At 71.8% G+C, this 17,270-nt stretch carries 15 protein-coding genes; 9 read left to right on the plus strand and 6 right to left on the minus strand.

The window, feature by feature from the left end:
- From leuS to AB0912_RS24405, 5 genes are all read left to right on the plus strand, one after another.
- Positions 1–2,886, plus strand: a complete 2,886-nt coding sequence (leuS, locus tag AB0912_RS24385) for a leucine--tRNA ligase (RefSeq protein ID WP_366703160.1) — start codon at positions 1–3, stop codon at positions 2,884–2,886.
- Between the two features lie 247 nt (positions 2,887–3,133).
- Positions 3,134–3,862, plus strand: a complete 729-nt coding sequence (locus AB0912_RS24390) for a hypothetical protein (RefSeq protein ID WP_366703162.1) — start codon at positions 3,134–3,136, stop codon at positions 3,860–3,862.
- A 72-nt stretch (positions 3,863–3,934) separates the two neighbouring features.
- Positions 3,935–4,780 carry a DegV family protein gene (locus AB0912_RS24395; RefSeq protein WP_366703164.1) on the plus strand — a complete coding sequence of 282 codons (846 nt, stop codon included), beginning with the start codon at positions 3,935–3,937 and terminating at the stop codon, positions 4,778–4,780.
- A 750-nt stretch (positions 4,781–5,530) separates the two neighbouring features.
- The gene (locus AB0912_RS24400) at positions 5,531–6,358 is read left to right on the plus strand and encodes a ComEA family DNA-binding protein (RefSeq protein ID WP_366703166.1); all 828 of its coding nucleotides are present in this window, start codon (positions 5,531–5,533) and stop codon (positions 6,356–6,358) included.
- A gap of 182 nt (positions 6,359–6,540) precedes the next feature.
- On the plus strand, positions 6,541–9,333 hold the full coding sequence (locus tag AB0912_RS24405; RefSeq protein ID WP_366703236.1) for a ComEC/Rec2 family competence protein: 2,793 nt from the start codon (positions 6,541–6,543) through the stop codon (positions 9,331–9,333).
- Positions 9,334–9,370: 37 nt separating this feature from the next.
- Here AB0912_RS24405 and AB0912_RS24410 read toward each other — a convergent pair whose 3' ends face one another.
- From AB0912_RS24410 to AB0912_RS24430, 5 genes are all read right to left on the minus strand, one after another.
- The gene (locus AB0912_RS24410; protein ID WP_366703168.1) at positions 9,371–9,586 is read right to left on the minus strand and encodes a hypothetical protein; all 216 of its coding nucleotides are present in this window, start codon (positions 9,584–9,586) and stop codon (positions 9,371–9,373) included.
- The gene (locus AB0912_RS24415) at positions 9,583–10,005 is read right to left on the minus strand and encodes an ATP-binding protein (protein ID WP_366703170.1); all 423 of its coding nucleotides are present in this window, start codon (positions 10,003–10,005) and stop codon (positions 9,583–9,585) included. Before AB0912_RS24415 ends, AB0912_RS24410 begins: the two co-directional genes overlap by 4 nt.
- A gap of 145 nt (positions 10,006–10,150) precedes the next feature.
- Positions 10,151–10,999, minus strand: a complete 849-nt coding sequence (locus tag AB0912_RS24420; protein ID WP_366703172.1) for a helix-turn-helix transcriptional regulator — start codon at positions 10,997–10,999, stop codon at positions 10,151–10,153.
- A gap of 19 nt (positions 11,000–11,018) precedes the next feature.
- A complete protein-coding gene (locus AB0912_RS24425) occupies positions 11,019–11,465 on the minus strand; it encodes a DUF6879 family protein (RefSeq protein WP_366703238.1) in 447 nt (148 codons plus the stop codon).
- 43 nt (positions 11,466–11,508) lie between these two features.
- The gene (locus tag AB0912_RS24430; RefSeq protein ID WP_200677416.1) at positions 11,509–11,742 is read right to left on the minus strand and encodes a hypothetical protein; all 234 of its coding nucleotides are present in this window, start codon (positions 11,740–11,742) and stop codon (positions 11,509–11,511) included.
- Between the two features lie 267 nt (positions 11,743–12,009).
- Here AB0912_RS24430 and AB0912_RS24435 point away from each other — a divergent pair, with 267 nt between their 5' ends.
- The 3 genes from AB0912_RS24435 to holA all read left to right on the plus strand — a co-directional run bounded on the left by AB0912_RS24435 (position 12,010) and on the right by holA (position 14,270).
- Positions 12,010–12,840, plus strand: a complete 831-nt coding sequence (locus AB0912_RS24435; RefSeq protein ID WP_366703174.1) for an arylamine N-acetyltransferase — start codon at positions 12,010–12,012, stop codon at positions 12,838–12,840.
- 126 nt (positions 12,841–12,966) lie between these two features.
- Positions 12,967–13,212, plus strand: a complete 246-nt coding sequence (locus tag AB0912_RS24440; protein ID WP_366703176.1) for a hypothetical protein — start codon at positions 12,967–12,969, stop codon at positions 13,210–13,212.
- Positions 13,213–13,283: 71 nt separating this feature from the next.
- Positions 13,284–14,270 (plus strand): DNA polymerase III subunit delta, encoded by a 987-nt coding sequence (holA, locus tag AB0912_RS24445; RefSeq protein ID WP_366703178.1) that lies wholly within the window; start codon positions 13,284–13,286, stop codon positions 14,268–14,270.
- 537 nt (positions 14,271–14,807) lie between these two features.
- On the opposite strand, the gene rpsT is transcribed toward holA, so the two are convergent.
- Positions 14,808–15,074, minus strand: a complete 267-nt coding sequence (rpsT, locus tag AB0912_RS24450; RefSeq protein WP_081217227.1) for a 30S ribosomal protein S20 — start codon at positions 15,072–15,074, stop codon at positions 14,808–14,810.
- A 223-nt stretch (positions 15,075–15,297) separates the two neighbouring features.
- On the opposite strand from rpsT, the gene lepA reads away from it, so the two are divergent.
- The gene (lepA, locus tag AB0912_RS24455; RefSeq protein WP_366703180.1) at positions 15,298–17,166 is read left to right on the plus strand and encodes a translation elongation factor 4; all 1,869 of its coding nucleotides are present in this window, start codon (positions 15,298–15,300) and stop codon (positions 17,164–17,166) included.
- The last annotated feature ends 104 nt before the right edge of the window (positions 17,167–17,270 follow it).

Here is a 17,270-nt window from a genome sequence, read left to right on the forward strand (position 1 = left end):
ATGAGCGAGACGAACACCGCTGCCACCGCCGAAGTGGCCGCGCCGCACCGCTACACGGCCGCCCTGGCGGCCGACATCGAGGCACGCTGGCAGGACTTCTGGGACGCCGAGGGCACGTACGAGGCGCCGAACCCCGTCGGGGACCTGGCCGGCGACCCGGAGCTGGTCGCCAAGCCCAAGAAGTTCATCATGGACATGTTCCCGTACCCCTCCGGTGCGGGCCTGCACGTCGGCCACCCGCTGGGCTACATCGCCACCGACGTCTTCGCCCGCTTCCAGCGCATGACCGGGCACAACGTCCTGCACACCCTGGGCTTCGACGCCTTCGGCCTGCCCGCCGAGCAGTACGCCGTGCAGACCGGCACGCACCCGCGCGTGTCCACCGAGGCCAACATGGAGAACATGAAGGTCCAGCTGCGCGCGCTGGGCCTGGGCCACGACAAGCGCCGGTCGTTCGCCACGATCGACCCCGAGTACTACAAGTGGACCCAGTGGATCTTCCTGCAGATCTTCAACTCCTGGTACGACGACGAGGCCGCCAAGGCGCGCCCGATCGCCGAACTGGTCGCGCAGTTCGAGTCCGGTGAGCGCGGTGTCGGCGGCGACCGCTCCTGGAACGAGCTGACCGCCGCCGAGCGCGCCGACGTCCTGAGCGAGTACCGGCTGGCCTACGCCTCCGACGCCCCGGTCAACTGGTGTCCGGGCCTGGGCACCGTGCTGGCCAACGAGGAGGTCACCGCCGACGGCCGCAGCGAGCGCGGCAACTTCCCCGTCTTCAAGGCCAAGCTGCGCCAGTGGAACATGCGCATCACCGCCTACGCGGACCGCCTGCTGGACGACCTGGACGCCCTGGACTGGCCCGAGGCCATCAAGCTGCAGCAGCGCAACTGGATCGGCCGCTCCGAGGGCGCCCGCGTCGACTTCCCCGTCGACGGAGAGGCCATCACCGTCTTCACCACCCGCCAGGACACCCTGTTCGGCGCCACCTACATGGTGCTGGCCCCCGAGCACCCGCTGGTCGAGAAGTTCACCCCGGACACCTGGCCCGAGGGCACCCGCGAGGCGTGGACCGGCGGCTACGCGACACCCGCCGAGGCCGTCGCCGCCTACCGCGCGCAGGCCGCCTCCAAGTCCGACGTCGAGCGGCAGGCCGAGGCCAAGGACAAGACCGGCGTCTTCACCGGCACGTTCGCGACCAACCCGGTCAACGGCGAGCGCGTCCCCGTCTTCATCGCCGACTACGTCCTGATGGGCTACGGCACCGGCGCGATCATGGCCGTCCCGGCGCACGACACCCGCGACTTCGCCTTCGCGCGCGCCTTCGAGCTGCCCATGCGCTGCGTGGTCGAGCCCTCGGACGACCGCGGCACCGACCCGTCCACCTGGGACGACGCTTTCGCCTCGTACGACGCGAAGATCGTCAACTCCGCCGGTGACGAGATCTCCCTGGACGGCCTGGGCGTCGTCGACGCCAAGGCGCGCATCACCGAGTGGCTGGAGCGCCGGGGCATCGGCCACGGCACCGTCAACTTCCGGCTGCGCGACTGGCTGTTCAGCCGCCAGCGCTACTGGGGCGAGCCCTTCCCGATCGTCTACGACGAGGACGGCGTCGCCCACCCGCTGCCCGAGTCGATGCTGCCCCTGGAGCTGCCCGAGGTCGAGGACTACTCGCCGCGCACCTTCGACCCCGACGACGCGGACACCTCCCCGGAGACCCCGCTGTCCCGCAACGAGGACTGGGTCAACGTCACCCTGGACCTGGGCGACGGACGCGGCCCCCGGAAGTACCGCCGCGAGACCAACACCATGCCCAACTGGGCCGGTTCCTGCTGGTACGAGCTGCGCTACCTGGACCCGCACAACGACCAGAAGCTGGTCGACCCCGCCATCGAGCAGTACTGGATGGGCCCCCGCGCGGGCATGCCGCACGGCGGCGTCGACCTGTACGTCGGCGGCGCCGAGCACGCCGTACTGCACCTGCTGTACGCCCGCTTCTGGTCCAAGGTGCTGTTCGACCTGGGGCACATCTCGTCCCCCGAGCCGTTCCACAAGCTGTTCAACCAGGGAATGATCCAGGCCTACGTGTACCGCGACAGCCGCGGCATCGCCGTCCCGGCCGCCGAGGTGGAGGAGCGCGACGGCGCCTACTTCTACCAGGGCGAGAAGGTCTCCCGGCTGCTGGGCAAGATGGGCAAGTCCCTGAAGAACGCGGTCACTCCGGACGAGATCTGCTCCGAGTACGGCGCCGACACCCTGCGCCTGTACGAGATGGCGATGGGTCCCCTGGACGTGTCCCGCCCCTGGGACACGCGCGCGGTGGTCGGCCAGTACCGGCTGCTGCAGCGGCTGTGGCGCAACGTCGTGGACGAGACGACCGGCGAGGTCACCGTCGTCGACACCGCCGAGGCCGACGTCGACGAGGCCACGCTGCGCGCCCTGCACAAGGCCATCGACGGGGTGCGCCAGGACCTGGAGGGCATGCGGTTCAACACCGCCATCGCCAAGGTCACCGAGCTGAACAACCACCTGACCAAGGCGGGCGGCCCGGTCGCCCGCCCGGTCGCCGAGGCCCTGGTCCTGATGGTCGCGCCGCTGGCCCCGCACATCGCCGAGGAGCTGTGGCGCAGGCTGGGCCACACCGACTCGGTCGTCCACCAGGACTTCCCGGTCGCCGACCCGGCCTACGTCGTGGACGAGACGGTCACCTGTGTCGTGCAGGTCAAGGGCAAGGTCAAGGCCCGCCTGGAGGTCTCCCCGTCGATCTCCGACGAGGAACTGGAGAAGGTGGCGCTGGCCGACGAGAAGGTCGTCGCGGCCCTGGGCGGCGCGGACATCCGCAAGGTCGTCGTGCGAGCGCCGAAGCTGGTGAACATCGTCACCGGGTAGGTACTGACGCCGGGGCCGGCGGCGGTGGGGATGTCACGGGCCGGCGGCGGTGGCGATGCCGCGGGCCGGCGGCGGTGGCGATGCCGCGGGCCGGCGACGGGTGCGGCGCCGCGACGCGTCGGCGGCACGCATCGGGGTAGTCCCCTACGGGCAGGTTCGGGGTTCTTCTGGAACTCGGGACCTGCCCGCAGCGTTTACCGTTGAGAGCGCGGCGAGGGCTGCCGCGACCGGTCCGAGGAGGAGTGTGATGGGAACAGTGATCAGCGTGATCGCCCTGCTCTTCCTGCTGTTCGTGGTGCTGGGCGCGTATGCGACGGTGAAGGTCATAGGCGCCGCCAAGCGCGGAGTCGACCGCACGATCACGCAGGCCCGCCGCACCGTCGAGGACCACACGCTGCGCGCGAAGACCTTCGCCCAGTTCGGCCCGCAGAGCGAGCTGGCCCAGCTCCGGCTGAAGCTGCGCACCTCGATGCGGGCCACCCAGGAAGCCCTTCAGGCGAGCGTGGCCGAGGACGAGTCCCTCAAGGAGTCCCTCAGCCTCTTCGAGCGGCTCAGCGCGCACGGACGCGAGCTGGACGCCGAGCTGAAGCGCCTGGAGACCGAGCCCGACCGGGGCGCCCTCGCGACCCGGCTGCCCGGACTGCGCGAGCGCACCGAGCGGATCACGCACTCGGCGGACTCGCTGCGCTGGGCCGCCCGGGACCGCGCCCACCGCTTCGCCGACGACGACCTGGACACCCTGAGCAGCCAGATCGACATGGAGGCCGGAGCGCTGCGCCACTGGACGACGGAGCCGAGGCCTACCACGCCCTGGCCCGACGCCCCCGCGGACGCCGGCACCTCCGGCGGACAGACCTGGCCGGAGCCCCCGGGGTCCCGCGCGGCGGAGCGGCCGGCCCGCTCGGCCATCACGCCCCCGGGCCAACGCCCCGCCTACCCCTGGCAGAAGAAGCCCCGCCCCGAGAGCACGACCTGATCCCGTCACCCGGCCGCAGGTCCCGCGGGGCCGGGCTGCCACCCACCCGTCCCGGCAGGTAACCTCCAGCTCATGTCCCGCCATGTCGCGATCGTCACCGATTCCACGGCCTACCTGCCGACGCGGACGATGGAGCGCCACGGCATCACCGCGGTCCCCCTGACCGTGGTCCTCGGCGACCAGGCCTACGAAGAGGGCACCGAGATCTCGGCCCGCTCCCTGGCCCTCGCGCTCCAGAAGCGTCGACCCGTCACGACCTCCCGGCCCAGCCCCGAGGTGTTCGCCGAGACCTACCGCCGGGTCGCCGCGTCCGGCGCCACCGGCATCGTCTCCCTGCACCTGTCCTCCGAGTTCTCCGGCACCTACGACGCCGCGGTGCTCGCCGGGCGGGAGGCACCGGTGCCGGTGCGGGTGGTCGACACCGGGATGGTCGCCATGGCCCTCGGTTTCTGCGCCCTGGCCGCCGCCGAGTCCGCGGAGGCGGGCGGCACCGCCGACGAAGCGGTCACGGCGGCCGAGAAGCGGGCCGCCGGCACGGCCGCCTACTTCTACGTCGACACCCTCGACTACCTTCGCCGGGGCGGCCGGATCGGCGCGGCGCAGGCCTTGCTGGGCTCCGCGCTCGCGGTCAAGCCGCTCCTCCGGCTCGACGACGGCCGCATCGAACTCCTCGAAAAGGTCCGCACCGCGTCCAAGGCCATCGCCCGCCTGGAGGAGATCGCCGCGGAGCGCGCGGGCGGCACCCAGGTCGACATCGCCGTCCACCATCTCGCGGCACCCGAGCGCGCGTCGGCCCTCGCGGACCGCCTCCGCGCCCGCGTACCCGGCCTCTCCGACCTGCATGTGAGCGAGGTGGGCGCGGTGATCGGGGCGCATACGGGGCCGGGGCTGCTAGGGGTGGTCGTCTCGCCTCGGTGAGGCGGGGCGCTCGGGTCTTCGTGGCCCGCGCCGCCCGGGCGGGTGACGGGGTTATCCACAAGTGGGCCGTCATCCACGGGAATTGAGCAAGATCATCGCGAGAGTGGCGGGGTGCCTGATCCTCGTCGCATGGCACTTCGATCGAGTTCACGCACAGCGACACCGACCAGCGGCCCGGGCCGCGGCCCCCTCTCCGACGGGCGCAGCCGCCACCGCCGTCTCCATCCACGCGGCCGGCCCCGCCGCCATGAGGAATCGGCGGCGGCGCTTCGTCTCCGGGCGGAGGCGCTCTTGGGCGAGCGCGGCACGGAACGCCGGTCCGGGCGGGGGGAGTTGGGGAGCGATCCGCCGGCGGTGGATCGGGATGTGGGGGAGGAAGCGGGGGAGTCGCAGGGGCTGCGGGGGGTGCAGGGGCTGGGCGTGCCGTTGGGCGTGCCGGGTCCGCAAGGGTTGTGCGAGCCGCAGGGGTTGCGGGGGCCGCAGGGGTTGCGGGGGAGCACTGTGTGGGGGGCGGGGGTGCTTGGGGGGAACGGGGGGTCTGGTCGGGGTTCCGGTGGGGTTTCTGGTCGGGCTGCTGATGGGGGGTCTGGGCTGCTTCTGGGTCTTTGGCGTGGGAAGGGTGCCGGTGCCGGTGCCGGTGCCGGTGGCGGTGCCGGTGGCGGTGTTGGCGTTGGTGCCGGTGTTGGCGCTGGTGTCCGGTCTGGGGCCGAGCCCGGTGTTGATGCCGGCGTCGGGCCCGAGCCCGAGCCGGTGCCGGTGCCCCGGGCCGGTTCGGGCGTCGGGGCCTGGCGGGAGCGGGCCGGGCTCGCCGTGCGGGAGAGGTTGCCGTTGTGGCTTCAGGCGCGGTGCGGTCTTGAACGCAGGAGCGTGGTCGCGCTGACCGTGCTCCTGGTGGCGGCGGCCCTCTTCGCCGTCCAGCACTTCTGGGCCGGCAGGACACAGCCCGTGCGGGCACCCGAAGTCGTACGGGCCGGGGTGCCGTTCGGAGGCAAGGGCGCGGAGGCGGAACAGGAACAGGCGGGCGCGGCACGGGGATCGGGTGCCTCGACGGGTGCCGCCGGTTCCGTGGGTGCCGCCGGTCCCGCCGGAGCCGCCGGGGGCCGGGTTGTCGTGGACGTCGGCGGGAAGGTGCGGGACCCCGGCCTGCAACGGTTGCCGGCCGGGTCCCGGGTGGAGGACGCGCTGCGGGCCGCCGGTGGTGTGCGGCCCGGCACGGACACCGACGGGCTCAACCGGGCGCGGCTGCTGGTGGACGGTGAGCAGATCGTGGTCGGAGCGTCGGCGCCGCCGGAGGGCGCGGGGGCGGGTGGAGCGGCGTTCGCCGGGGCGGGATCGGCGGGGGCAGGGGCAGGGGTGGTAGGGGGTGCGGCCGGTGTCGGGGCCTCGGCCCCCGTCTCCCTCAACACGGCCACGGTCGACCAGCTGGACACTCTGCCCGGCGTCGGGCCCGTGCTGGCCCGGCACATCATCGACTACCGCACGGCACACGGCGGTTTCCGCTCGGTGGACGAACTCCGCGAGGTGAACGGCATCGGCGACCGCCGCTTCTCCGACCTCCGGGACCTGGTGCGGCCATGAGGGGTTCCGGAGGGAGGGCCGCCGACAGCGGGCGGGACGCCCGGCCGGGCGGGCGAGGACCCCGGGGTACGCCGGGAGCATTCGGGACGTCGGGAACACCGGGGACGTCGGGATCTTCGGGATCGGCGGAGGAGGCAGGGGGAGGGCGGTCCGCTCACCCCGGTTCGGTGAGCCGTACGGCCGTGCACGCCGACTCCGGCAAGCGGCTGGGCGCCGCGCACCCTCGGGTCGAGGGCCCGGCGGACCTCCGGCTCGTCCCGCCCGCCCTCGCGGTCTGGACGACGGCGGCGGTGACGGTGGGGGCGTCACCGGGGTGGGTCACGGCAGTGGTCGTGGTGTCCCTGGTCGCGGCGGGCGTGCTGTTGCCGGCCGGGCGGCGTGACGGGTGGGGCGAGGGGAGAGGGGCGCGCCGGGTTTCTGCGGGCAGGCGGGAGGCTGGTGTGGGGCCGGACTCACCGCCGGGTATGCGACCGGGCTCGCGAGCGGCTGTTGTGCCGGATGCGCGACCGGGGTCCGTGGGGCCGAGTCGGCTACCGGGGTCGCGGGCGGATGCTGGGTCCGAGACGAGGGTGCCCGTGTCGTCGGAGGTGCCGGCGAATTCTGCGCCGGAGTCGAGGGTGCCCGTGTGGCCGGAGGCGACGGCGAATGCTGCGCCGGAGTCGAGAGGGCCTGGGTGGCCGGGGTCGCGGGGGCGCGGGTGGTCTCGGGTGGCCGTTGGGGCCGTGTTGCTCTGTGTCGCCGCGGCTGCCGCCTCCGCGGGGTTGCACGGGGCGGATCTGCGGCGCGGGCCTGTACCGGCGCTTGCCAGGGAGTTCGCCCAGGTGACGGCGGAGGTGGAGGTCACCTCCGATCCACGGTTCACCCGGCCCCGGATCACCGGGGACCACATGGCGCCGACGGCGTTGCTCTTCGAGGCACGGGTCCGGAGGATCGAGCAGCGCGACGGGAGCGTGCTCGCCACCCGGACACCGGTGCTCGTGATCGTCGACGCGCGCTCGCGGCGAGGAGCGGCGCCGGGGGTGGGTGCGGGGGCGGGGGAGCGCTCGCCCTGGTTGGCGCTGTTGCCGTCGACCAGGGTGCGGGTCTCGGCGCGGGTCGTGCCGGCGCTGTCGGGCGGGGACGGCATCGCGGCGGTGCTGCGGGTGCGGGGGAGCGCGCGCCCGGAGGTGGTGGGGGAGCCGTCGGGGGCGCAACGGTTCGCCGGGCGGCTCCGCGAGGGGCTGCGCGAGGCGACCGACGGTCTGGTGCCGGACGCGCGGGCGCTGCTGCCGGGCCTGGTCGTCGGGGACACCGCGCGGGTCACGCCGGAGCTGGACGAGGCGTTCAAGGCGACCGACCTCACTCATCTCCTGGCCGTCAGCGGGGGCAACTTCACGCTGCTGCTGGCCCTGTTCATCGGCCCGGCGGGACTCGCGCAACGGGTGGAGCGGCGCGGCCTCGCACCCCGGCTCGGTGTCCCGCTGCGAGCGACCGCGCTGCTCGGCGGGGCGCTCACGCTCGCGTTCGTGATCGTCTGCCGGCCCGACCCGAGCGTGCTGCGGGCGGCGGCCTGCGGATCAATCGCGCTGCTCGCCATCGCGACCGGGCGCCGCCGGTCGCTGATCCCGGCGCTGGCCGCGGCGGTGCTGCTGCTGGTGCTGTACGACCCCTGGCTGTCCCGTAGTTACGGGTTCCTGCTCTCGGTGCTGGCCACCGGCGCGCTGCTGACGCTCGCACCGCGCTGGAGCGCGGCGCTGCGACGGCGCCGGGTTCCTCCCCGGCTCGCGGAGGCGCTCGCCGCGGCCGCCGCGGCGCAGGCACTCTGCGCGCCCGTGGTCGCCGTGCTGTCGGCGCGGGTCAGTCTGGTGGCGGTGCCGTGCAATCTGCTCGCGGAGTTCGCGGTCGCGCCGGCCACCGTGCTCGGTTTCGGGACGCTGGCGACGGCGAGCGTGGCGATGCCGGTGGCCAAGGTGTGCGCGTGGTGCGCCAGTTGGCCCGCCCGGTGGATCGCGGACATCGCGCGCACCGGCGCGGCGCTGCCCGGCGCGGGAGTGGACTGGCCGGGCAGTTGGGCGGGCGCGGGACTGCTGGCCCTGGTCACGCTGGTGGTCGTCCTCGTCGGGCGGAGACTGCTGCGGCATCCCTGGCTGAGTACTGCCTGCGGGGTGCTGTTCCTGCTGGTCGTGGTGCAGCCGGCGCCGTTGACCCGGGTGATCACGGGCTGGCCGCCGCCGGGCTGGCGGTTCGCGATGTGTGACGTGGGGCAGGGCGACGCTACGGTGCTGGCGGCGGGCGAGGGCAGCGCGGTGGTGGTGGACGCGGGGCCGGACCCGGTCCTGGTCGACCGCTGTCTGAGCGCGCTCGGCGTCACCAGGATTCCGCTCGTCCTGCTGACGCACTTCCACGCCGACCATGTGGCGGGACTGACCGGCGTGCTCGACGGGCGGTCGGTGGGGGCGATCGAGACGACGGGGTTCGAAGAGCCGCACGACCAGGCCGAGTTCGTACGGAGGGAGGCGGCGGCGCGGCACATTCCGGTGACCCGGGCCGTGGCGGGGGAGCGGCGGCGCACCGGAAGCGTCGACTGGGAGGTGCTGTGGCCGCCGCCCGATCCGGCCCCGGCGCCGGACGGTCCCAACGACGCGAGCATCGCGCTGCTCGCCCGCTCGGCTGGGCTGCGGCTGCTGTTGCTCGGAGACCTGGAACCACCCGCGCAGCGGGCCTTGTTGAGATCGCCGGCGGCGGCCGAGGTGACCGGTGTGGACGTACTCAAGGTCGCCCACCACGGGTCCGCCTATCAGGATCCCGAGCTGATACGCCTGGCGGCGCCGCGGCTCGCGCTCATCTCGTGCGGCAGAGACAACGTCTATGGTCACCCGGCTCCGAGCACGGTGGCGGCGCTGCGGGCCGGGGGCGCGGTGGTGCTGCGAACCGACCAGGACGGGTCGCTCGCCGTCGTGGGTGCGGGAGCGGGGTTGAGTGTGGCGGGACACTGAGGGGGTGGCCTCTACGCCGTGAGGGGCTTGGCTTGGGTCACCAGCCTAGTTCCTGGCGCTGCTTGATCCTCTCCTCGCGGGTGACCGTGATCCGCAGGCGCTCGGGGCCGGGGGCGGTCCAGGTGAGGGGCCTGGCGTACAGCTCGCGGATGACGAAGGTCCCGGCCTTCACGTCGGAGACGATGCCCTCCTTGCCCGCGTCCTCGTCGAAGACCTGGTCCCCGACCCACGCGGAGCGCTCCTCGGCGGTCATGGGGCCGGCTCGCACTTCAGCTCGCCCCAGACCTGCTTGCCCCACCGGTACAGGTCGGTGCCCCAGCGGTCCGTGAGGGAGTCCACGATCAGGAGACCCCGGCCACGGATCTGGTCGCCGTTGGAGTCCGTACGCGGCATCGGGATGGTCTTCGAGCGGTCGACGACCCCGATGCGGACCCGGTTCTCCGTGGGCCGGGAGACGATCACGCGGATGTGGGGGAGGCGGCCGTGGTCGACGGCGTTGGAGACCAGCTCAGTGATGACGACCATGGCGTCCTCTGTCCGGTCCTCCAGACCCCAGACGGCCAGAGCGGTCCGGACGAGCCTGCGGGCCGTGGCCGCGCTCTCGGCCTCGCGGGGGAGGGTCTCGGAGTATCCGGGGTGCCCTGTAGGGCGTACGACGCTGCTCACAGGCATCAGGACCTCGGTCGGTGTTGGTCGGGCTGGGCGGCACCTCCGCGCTGTCGCTGTTCGTGCTTGCGCGTCAACGCGTGGCGATGCCTGTTGACCGTAGGGAGGCGCCAGTGAACCGCTCAACGAGCTTGCGCGGACTTGCGCGGATTCACCCGAGTGCGTCGACGGCGGCGGTGATGAGGGATCTCGCGGGAGCGCCGTACACCGCGATAGCGGACAGTTCGGTGAAGGCCCGCGCGTACTCCTCGATCTCCCGTGGCTGCGTCACGGTCAGATGGGCCGACACAAGTTCCACATTCACCTGTGTCTCGTCGTACATGGTGAAGGACTCGACAGGCCACCCGACGCCGCGAGGCAGACCCAGCGGGATGATCCCCAGACTTACCGACGGCAGTGAGGCGACGGCGATGAGGTGCCCCAGTTGCCCGGCCGTGGTCTCCGCGTCACCGATGACGGTACGGAGTACCCACTCCTCGATCAGCATGGCGAAGCGGTGGTTGCCTGAATGAAGGATCCGCTGACGGTCCATCCGCACCGCCACGGCCTCGTCGATGTCGTCCGGCACGTCGCGGAGTTCGCTGACTGTGCTGAGCACCGCACGTGTGTAGGCGCTTGTCTGGAGCAGGCCGGGAATCACCCACGACTGGTAGGTGCGGAAGCGGCGCGTGCGATCGAACAGGGGACGCACCGACTCCTGTGCGCGCTTGAGCCCGGCCTGTTCCATGCGCCGCCACTCGACGTACTGCCCCTCGATGCCCCGCGCGGTGGCGATGAGGTCCGGCGCCTGATCGGCCGTGCCGCAGATCAGCGTCCACGCGCGGATGTCCGCGTCGGAGGGAGGCGTTCTGCCGTGCTCCAGGCGCGAGGTCTTCGACTCGTGCCAGCCGGCGCGCTTGGCCAGCTCCCTGCCGGTGAGACCCGAGTCCTTCCGGATCTCACGGAGACGCAGGCCAAGCGCACGACGTGCTTCCTGGATGCTGGAGGACGGGGACGCCACTGTCCTTGAACTCGCCCTCTCAGGCGACCTTGTAGTCGCCGTGGGCGACTGCGCGCGCCCACACGGCGGCGAACGCTTCCGCACACAGCCTCACGGCCGCGCTGTCCGTACGTACTTCCTCGTCGTCGGGGGCCGGCTCTCCGTCCCCGTCGAAGTGGTGGAAGACGGCAACTTCGTCGTCGAAGAGCCAGAAGTCGTTCCCCGGCAACGCCAGATCCGATGCCCTTCGCCGGGGCAGCCAGCGGACCTCCTCGCCCGCAGCGACGTTGGCACCGGTCAGGTGGTGCTCAAACCTGACGTAGTCGCTCACGGGCTCGGACACGATGCGTGCCCGGCGTACGAGAACGCCTCGTGAGGTGACGTCCGAGATCAGGGTCAGCCACGAACCAGCCACGTCCAAGCCCTCCCGGACTCCCTTCCGCCAGGCCACGAAACGGGGATCGGATCGCATGTACCCGTCCCGCATCTCCAGATGCACGGCGGTGCGGGTGCAGGCGCGGAGACGATCCTCAAGAGTCGGTGCCGGTGCCGCCACTGCCGTTGACCTCCGGGAAGAACTGCATCATGCGCTTCGGGAATTCGATCACGGTCTCATGCTCGGGGATGTCCATCTGTCCGAGGCGGTCGTCGTCCAACACCTTCCATCCCTGCAACAGGTAGTTGTCCGTCGCGTCGTCGTAGTAGACGGTGGGGGACTTGCCCTCCGGGCTGTCCGGGTCCTTGCCCAGCTTGTGCAGCGTCATGAGCCCCTCCACGGAGTTCGTGTACGAACTGTCTCCACAAGCATGCTCCACGTCAGCCGTCCAACCCACTGCCTTGCACGAACTTGCACGGGATGAGGGCCCGGCCTCCTGGTGACCCGTAGGCTGAACGTACGGAAGAGCCCCGATCTCCATGAGGGCCGCTCCAACCCTTCCCGTAGGCCCAGCACTTGGCTGTCGGGCGGCGAAGGCGGGTGCTCCTTGTCGTGGGTGCGGGCGTCGGGGGGAGTGGGGCGGGACACTGAGGGCATGAATTCCGCACAGGCCGACGCCTACCTCCGCCGTATCGGGGCCCAGCACCCCGCGTGGCCCACGTCCGACGTGCTGCGCGAGCTTCAGTCGCGTCATCTGAGGACGGTGCCGTTCGAGAACCTGTCGATCCACCTCGGCGAGGAGATCGTGCTGGACGAGAAGAGGCTGCTCGACAAACTGGTGGGCGCCCGCAGAGGGGGCTTCTGCTACGAACTGAACGGCGCGTTCGGGGCGTTGCTGGGCTCGCTCGGCTTCGACGTGACGCTGCTCGCGGCGCGGGTGTACGGGGAGGACGGGAAGCTCGGGATTCCGTACGACCATCTCGCGCTGCGGGTGCGGACGGTGGACGGGGGCGACTGGCTCACCGACGTCGGGTTCGGGGCGCACAGCCACTATCCGCTGGCCTTCGGCGAGCGGGGCGAACAGCGCGACCCCGGCGGGGTGTTCCGGGTCGTCGAGTCCGGGCCCGACGCGGCGGGCGTCCGGGGTGCCGGCGGCGGCCGGGAGAGCGAGGACCTGGACGTCCTCCTGGGCGGCAAACGCCAGTACCGGCTGGAGGAACGGCCGCGCGTCCTCGGGGACTTCGTGGTCGGGGCCTGGTGGCACAGCACGTCGCCGCTCTCGCACTTCGCCCGGTCGCTGGTCTGCTCGCGGGTCACCAAGGACGGGGGCCGGATCACGCTCAGCGGCAGGAAGTTCACGGTGACGGACCCCGACGGGACGAAGGACGTGGTGGAGGTCGCCACGGACGAGGAGGTGCTCGCGGTGTACCGGGAGCGCTTCGGGATCGAGCTGGACCGGGTGCCCGAGGTGAGGGCGGCGGGGTGACGTCTCCTCCGGGGCGGGGCGGGGCGGGGCGGGCTGGGCCGGGTACGGGGCCGTCGGCCGGGGGTCGGCCCACGCGGAAGGTGGCCCTGGGGAACGGCTCCCGGCGGCGTACCGCAAAATGGCCGCGTGAGTGACGTGAGACATGTGCTGGTGCTGCCCGACCGTGACGCCGCGGAAGAGGTGGCGGAGGCCGTCGGGGACAGGTTCGGGCTGCACGAGGAGCCGCAGCTCGTCCGGGACGCGCTGGCCGGCGAGGACGATGCCGAGGACGCCCAGTGGCTGGTCGTCCTGACCGACACCGGCGAACGCCTCGACCCGAAGGAACTGGACGAGTTCGCGGCGGAGTGGGACGGCTGGCGCGAGGAGCCCTGACCCCGGGCTGGCCGCCGATACCGACCCCGGGTGGGCGGGCGTTGTCAGTAGGGCGTGGGATGCTTTCGGGGATGGCCAAGAAGACCGCTCAAGACGACTTCCTCGCCCCCCTCACGCTCGCCGTGGGCCAGGAGGATCTCCTGCTCGACCGTGCCGTGCACGAGGTGGTGGCCGCGGCTCGGGCCGCCGACGCCGACACGGACGTGCGCGACCTCGCCTCGGACCAGTTGCAGCCCGGCACGCTGGACGAGCTGACGAGCCCGTCGCTCTTCGCCGAGCGCAAGGTCGTGATCGTACGCAACGCGCAGGACCTCTCGGCGGACACGATCAAGGACGTCAAGAAGTATCTCGACGCGCCCGCCGAGGAGATCACCCTCGTGCTGCTGCACGCGGGCGGCGCCAAGGGCAAGGGGCTGCTCGACGCCGCGCGCAAGGCGGGGGCGCGGGAGGTCGCGTGCCCCAAGATGACGAAGCCGGCGGACCGGCTGGGGTTCGTGCGGGGAGAGTTCCGGACGGTGGGGCGTTCGGCCACGCCGGAGGCCTGCCAGGCGCTGGTGGACTCCATCGGGAGCGACCTGCGGGAGCTGGCGTCGGCGGTGGCGCAGCTCACCGCGGACGTCGAGGGGACCATCGACGAGGCGATCGTCGGCCGCTACTACACCGGGCGCGCCGAGGCCTCCAGCTTCACCGTGGCCGACCGGGCCGTGGAGGGGCGGGCCGCGGAGGCGCTGGAGGCGTTGCGCTGGTCGCTGTCGACCGGGGTGGCTCCCGTCCTGATCACCAGCGCGCTCGCGCAGGGCGTCCGGGCGATCGGCAAGCTGTCCTCGGCGCGCGGCGGCCGGCCCGCCGACCTGGCCCGTGAGCTGGGGATGCCGCCCTGGAAGATCGACCGTGTGCGCCAGCAGATGCGCGGGTGGACACCGGACGGGGTCTCCGTGGCCCTGCGGGCCGTCGCGGAGGCGGACGCCGGCGTCAAGGGCGGCGGCGACGATCCGGAGTACGCGTTGGAGAAGGCGGTCGTGACCATCGCCCGCGCGGCCCGCTCCGGCCGCGGCTAGAGACGCGGCCCGCCCTGGCCGCGGCCGGCACGCACACACCCCCGGTCCGGCCAGCACACCCCCGGTCCGGCTAGCACACCCTCGGTCCCGGCCAGCGCACCCCCGGCCCCGGCCAGCAAACTCCCGGTCCCGGCCAGCGCACCCCCGGCCCCGGCCAGCAAACTCCCGGTCCCGGCCAGCTCACCACCGGCCCCGGCTCCAGCCAGGGCCGGCAGCCCTCCACCCAGGGCCCCCAGCCGGGTCCCACCCCCACCCAGGGCCCCACCCCCACCCAGAGCCCCCACCCAGGCCCACCCCACCCAGGGCCGGCCCCCACGCCGGTACACGCCGGTACATGCCGAAGGCCCCGCTCGTCTCCCGACAGGGGAGCAAGCGGGGCCTTCGGTTGGTGCTGGGTGGACCCACGCCCGCGTGGCGAACGCAGATCGTGCGCGGGTCCGGGGGTGTCGGTCGGGAGCGGAGAGAGAGGGCCCGCTCGGGTCCGGCCGACGGTCACGTCAAGTAAGTCAGAGGGTGAGCCCGAGGGGCCCAGCCGACTCAGCCCTTGAGGGCGGCGACCTTCGAAGCAAGCGCCGACTTCTTGTTGGCGGCCTGGTTCTTGTGGATGACGCCCTTCGAGACGGCCTTGTCGAGCTGGCGCGACGCGGCGCGCGTGTACTCGGTGGCCTTCTCGACGTCACCCGCGGCCGAAGCCTCGCGGGCCTTGCGGATCGCGGTCTTCAGGGAAGACTTGACGGCCTTGTTGCGCAGCCGGGCCTTCTCGTTGGTCTTGATCCGCTTGATCTGGGACTTGATGTTCGCCACGAATGAGCCTCTACAGGTTCAGGCAGGCGAGACAGCACGTCTCACCCGCCGTTTGATTTTCTTGGGTGCGTCTCCCGCTGAGAGGGCACGAGACACAGCCACCCAGGCTACCAGCCCCCCTGCGACCGGCCCAATCCGGTCGCAGTCCGCCGCGCGTGGGACCATGGAGCCTACGTATCGATCCGACCCGAGGCGACAGGCGCCTCAAGAGACAGGACCCTGCGTGCCCGCGACCCCTAACACCGCGCCCGAGCCGAGCCGTACCGACCCGGCTCTGATCCGCAATTTCTGCATCATCGCGCACATCGACCACGGCAAGTCCACTCTCGCCGACCGGATGCTCCAGCTCACCGGGGTGGTCGAGCAGCGGCAGATGCGCGCTCAGTACCTCGACCGCATGGACATCGAGCGCGAGCGTGGGATCACGATCAAGTCCCAGGCGGTCCGGCTGCCCTGGGCCCCGTCCGAGGATCCGGGCCGCACCCACATCCTCAACATGATCGACACCCCCGGACACGTCGACTTCACCTACGAGGTGTCGCGGTCCCTGGCGGCCTGCGAGGGCACGGTCCTGCTCGTCGACGCCGCCCAGGGGATCGAGGCCCAGACCCTCGCCAACCTCTACCTGGCGATGGAGAACGACCTCAAGATCATCCCCGTACTGAACAAGATCGACCTGCCGGCCGCCCAGCCGGAGAAGTTCTCCGAGGAGCTGGCCAACCTCATCGGCTGCGACCCCGAGGACGTCCTCAAGGTCTCCGCCAAGACGGGCCTGGGTGTCGAGGCGCTGCTCGACAAGGTCGTCGCCGAGATCCCCGCCCCGGTCGGCGTCCAGGACGCCCCGGCCCGCGCGATGATCTTCGACTCGGTGTACGACTCGTACCGTGGCGTCGTGACGTACGTGCGTGTCATCGACGGGCAGCTCAACAAGCGTGAGCGCATCCGGATGATGTCCACGGGCGCCACCCACGAGCTGCTGGAGATCGGTACCAACTCCCCGGAGATGCTGCCCGCCGACGGGCTCGGCGTCGGCGAGGTCGGCTATCTGATCACCGGCGTGAAGGACGTCCGCCAGTCCAAGGTCGGTGACACCATCACCACCCTGAACAAGGGCGCGACCGAGGCCCTCGGCGGGTACAAGGACCCCAAGCCGATGGTCTTCTCGGGCCTGTATCCGCTGGACGGCTCCGACTACCCCGAGCTGCGCGACGCGCTGGACAAGCTCCAGCTCAACGACGCGGCGCTGGTCTACGAGCCGGAGACCTCGGCGGCGCTCGGCTTCGGCTTCCGCGTCGGCTTCCTCGGCCTGCTGCACCTCGACGTGATCCGCGAGCGGCTGGAGCGCGAGTTCGGCCTCGACCTGATCGCCACCGCCCCGAACGTGGTCTACCGCGTCGAGATGGAGGACCGCAGCGAGCACATCGTCACCAACCCGAGCGAGTTCCCCGAGGGCAAGATCGACAAGGTCTACGAGCCCGTCGTGCGCGCGACCATCCTCGCGCCCTCGGAGTTCATCGGCTCGATCATGGAGCTGTGCCAGACCCGGCGCGGCACCCTGCTCGGCATGGACTACCTCTCCGAGGACCGCGTCGAGATCCGCTACACCCTGCCGCTCGCCGAGATCGTCTTCGACTTCTTCGACCAGCTCAAGTCCAAGACCCGCGGCTACGCCTCGCTGGACTACGAGCCCACCGGCGAGCAGACCTCCAGCCTGGTCAAGGTCGACATCCTGCTGCACGGCGACAAGGTCGACGCCTTCTCGGCGATCACGCACAAGGACCAGGCGTACGCCTACGGTGTCCGGCTGGTCGCCAAGCTGCGCGAGCTGATCCCCCGGCAGGCCTTCGAGGTGCCCATCCAGGCGGCCATCGGCTCCCGGGTCATCGCCCGCGAGACCATCCGCGCCATCCGCAAGGACGTCCTCGCCAAGTGCTACGGCGGTGACATCTCCCGTAAGCGGAAGCTGCTGGAGAAGCAGAAGGAAGGCAAGAAGCGGATGAAGATGGTGGGCTCTGTGGAGGTTCCGCAAGAGGCCTTCATCGCCGTGCTGTCCAGCGACGACGGCGGCGGCTCCGCCAAGGGCAAGAAGTAGTCACCCCGGATGCCGGATTTCAGGGCCCGTCGCGCTTCGGTGCGGCGGGCCCTGTGCTTGTCTGCTGGATGTGTCCTGGTGGAAGTGGGGGGCCACCGCCTCTT

The organism is Streptomyces sp. NPDC007084, assembly GCF_040703595.1.
GTDB lineage: Bacteria > Actinomycetota > Actinomycetes > Streptomycetales > Streptomycetaceae > Streptomyces.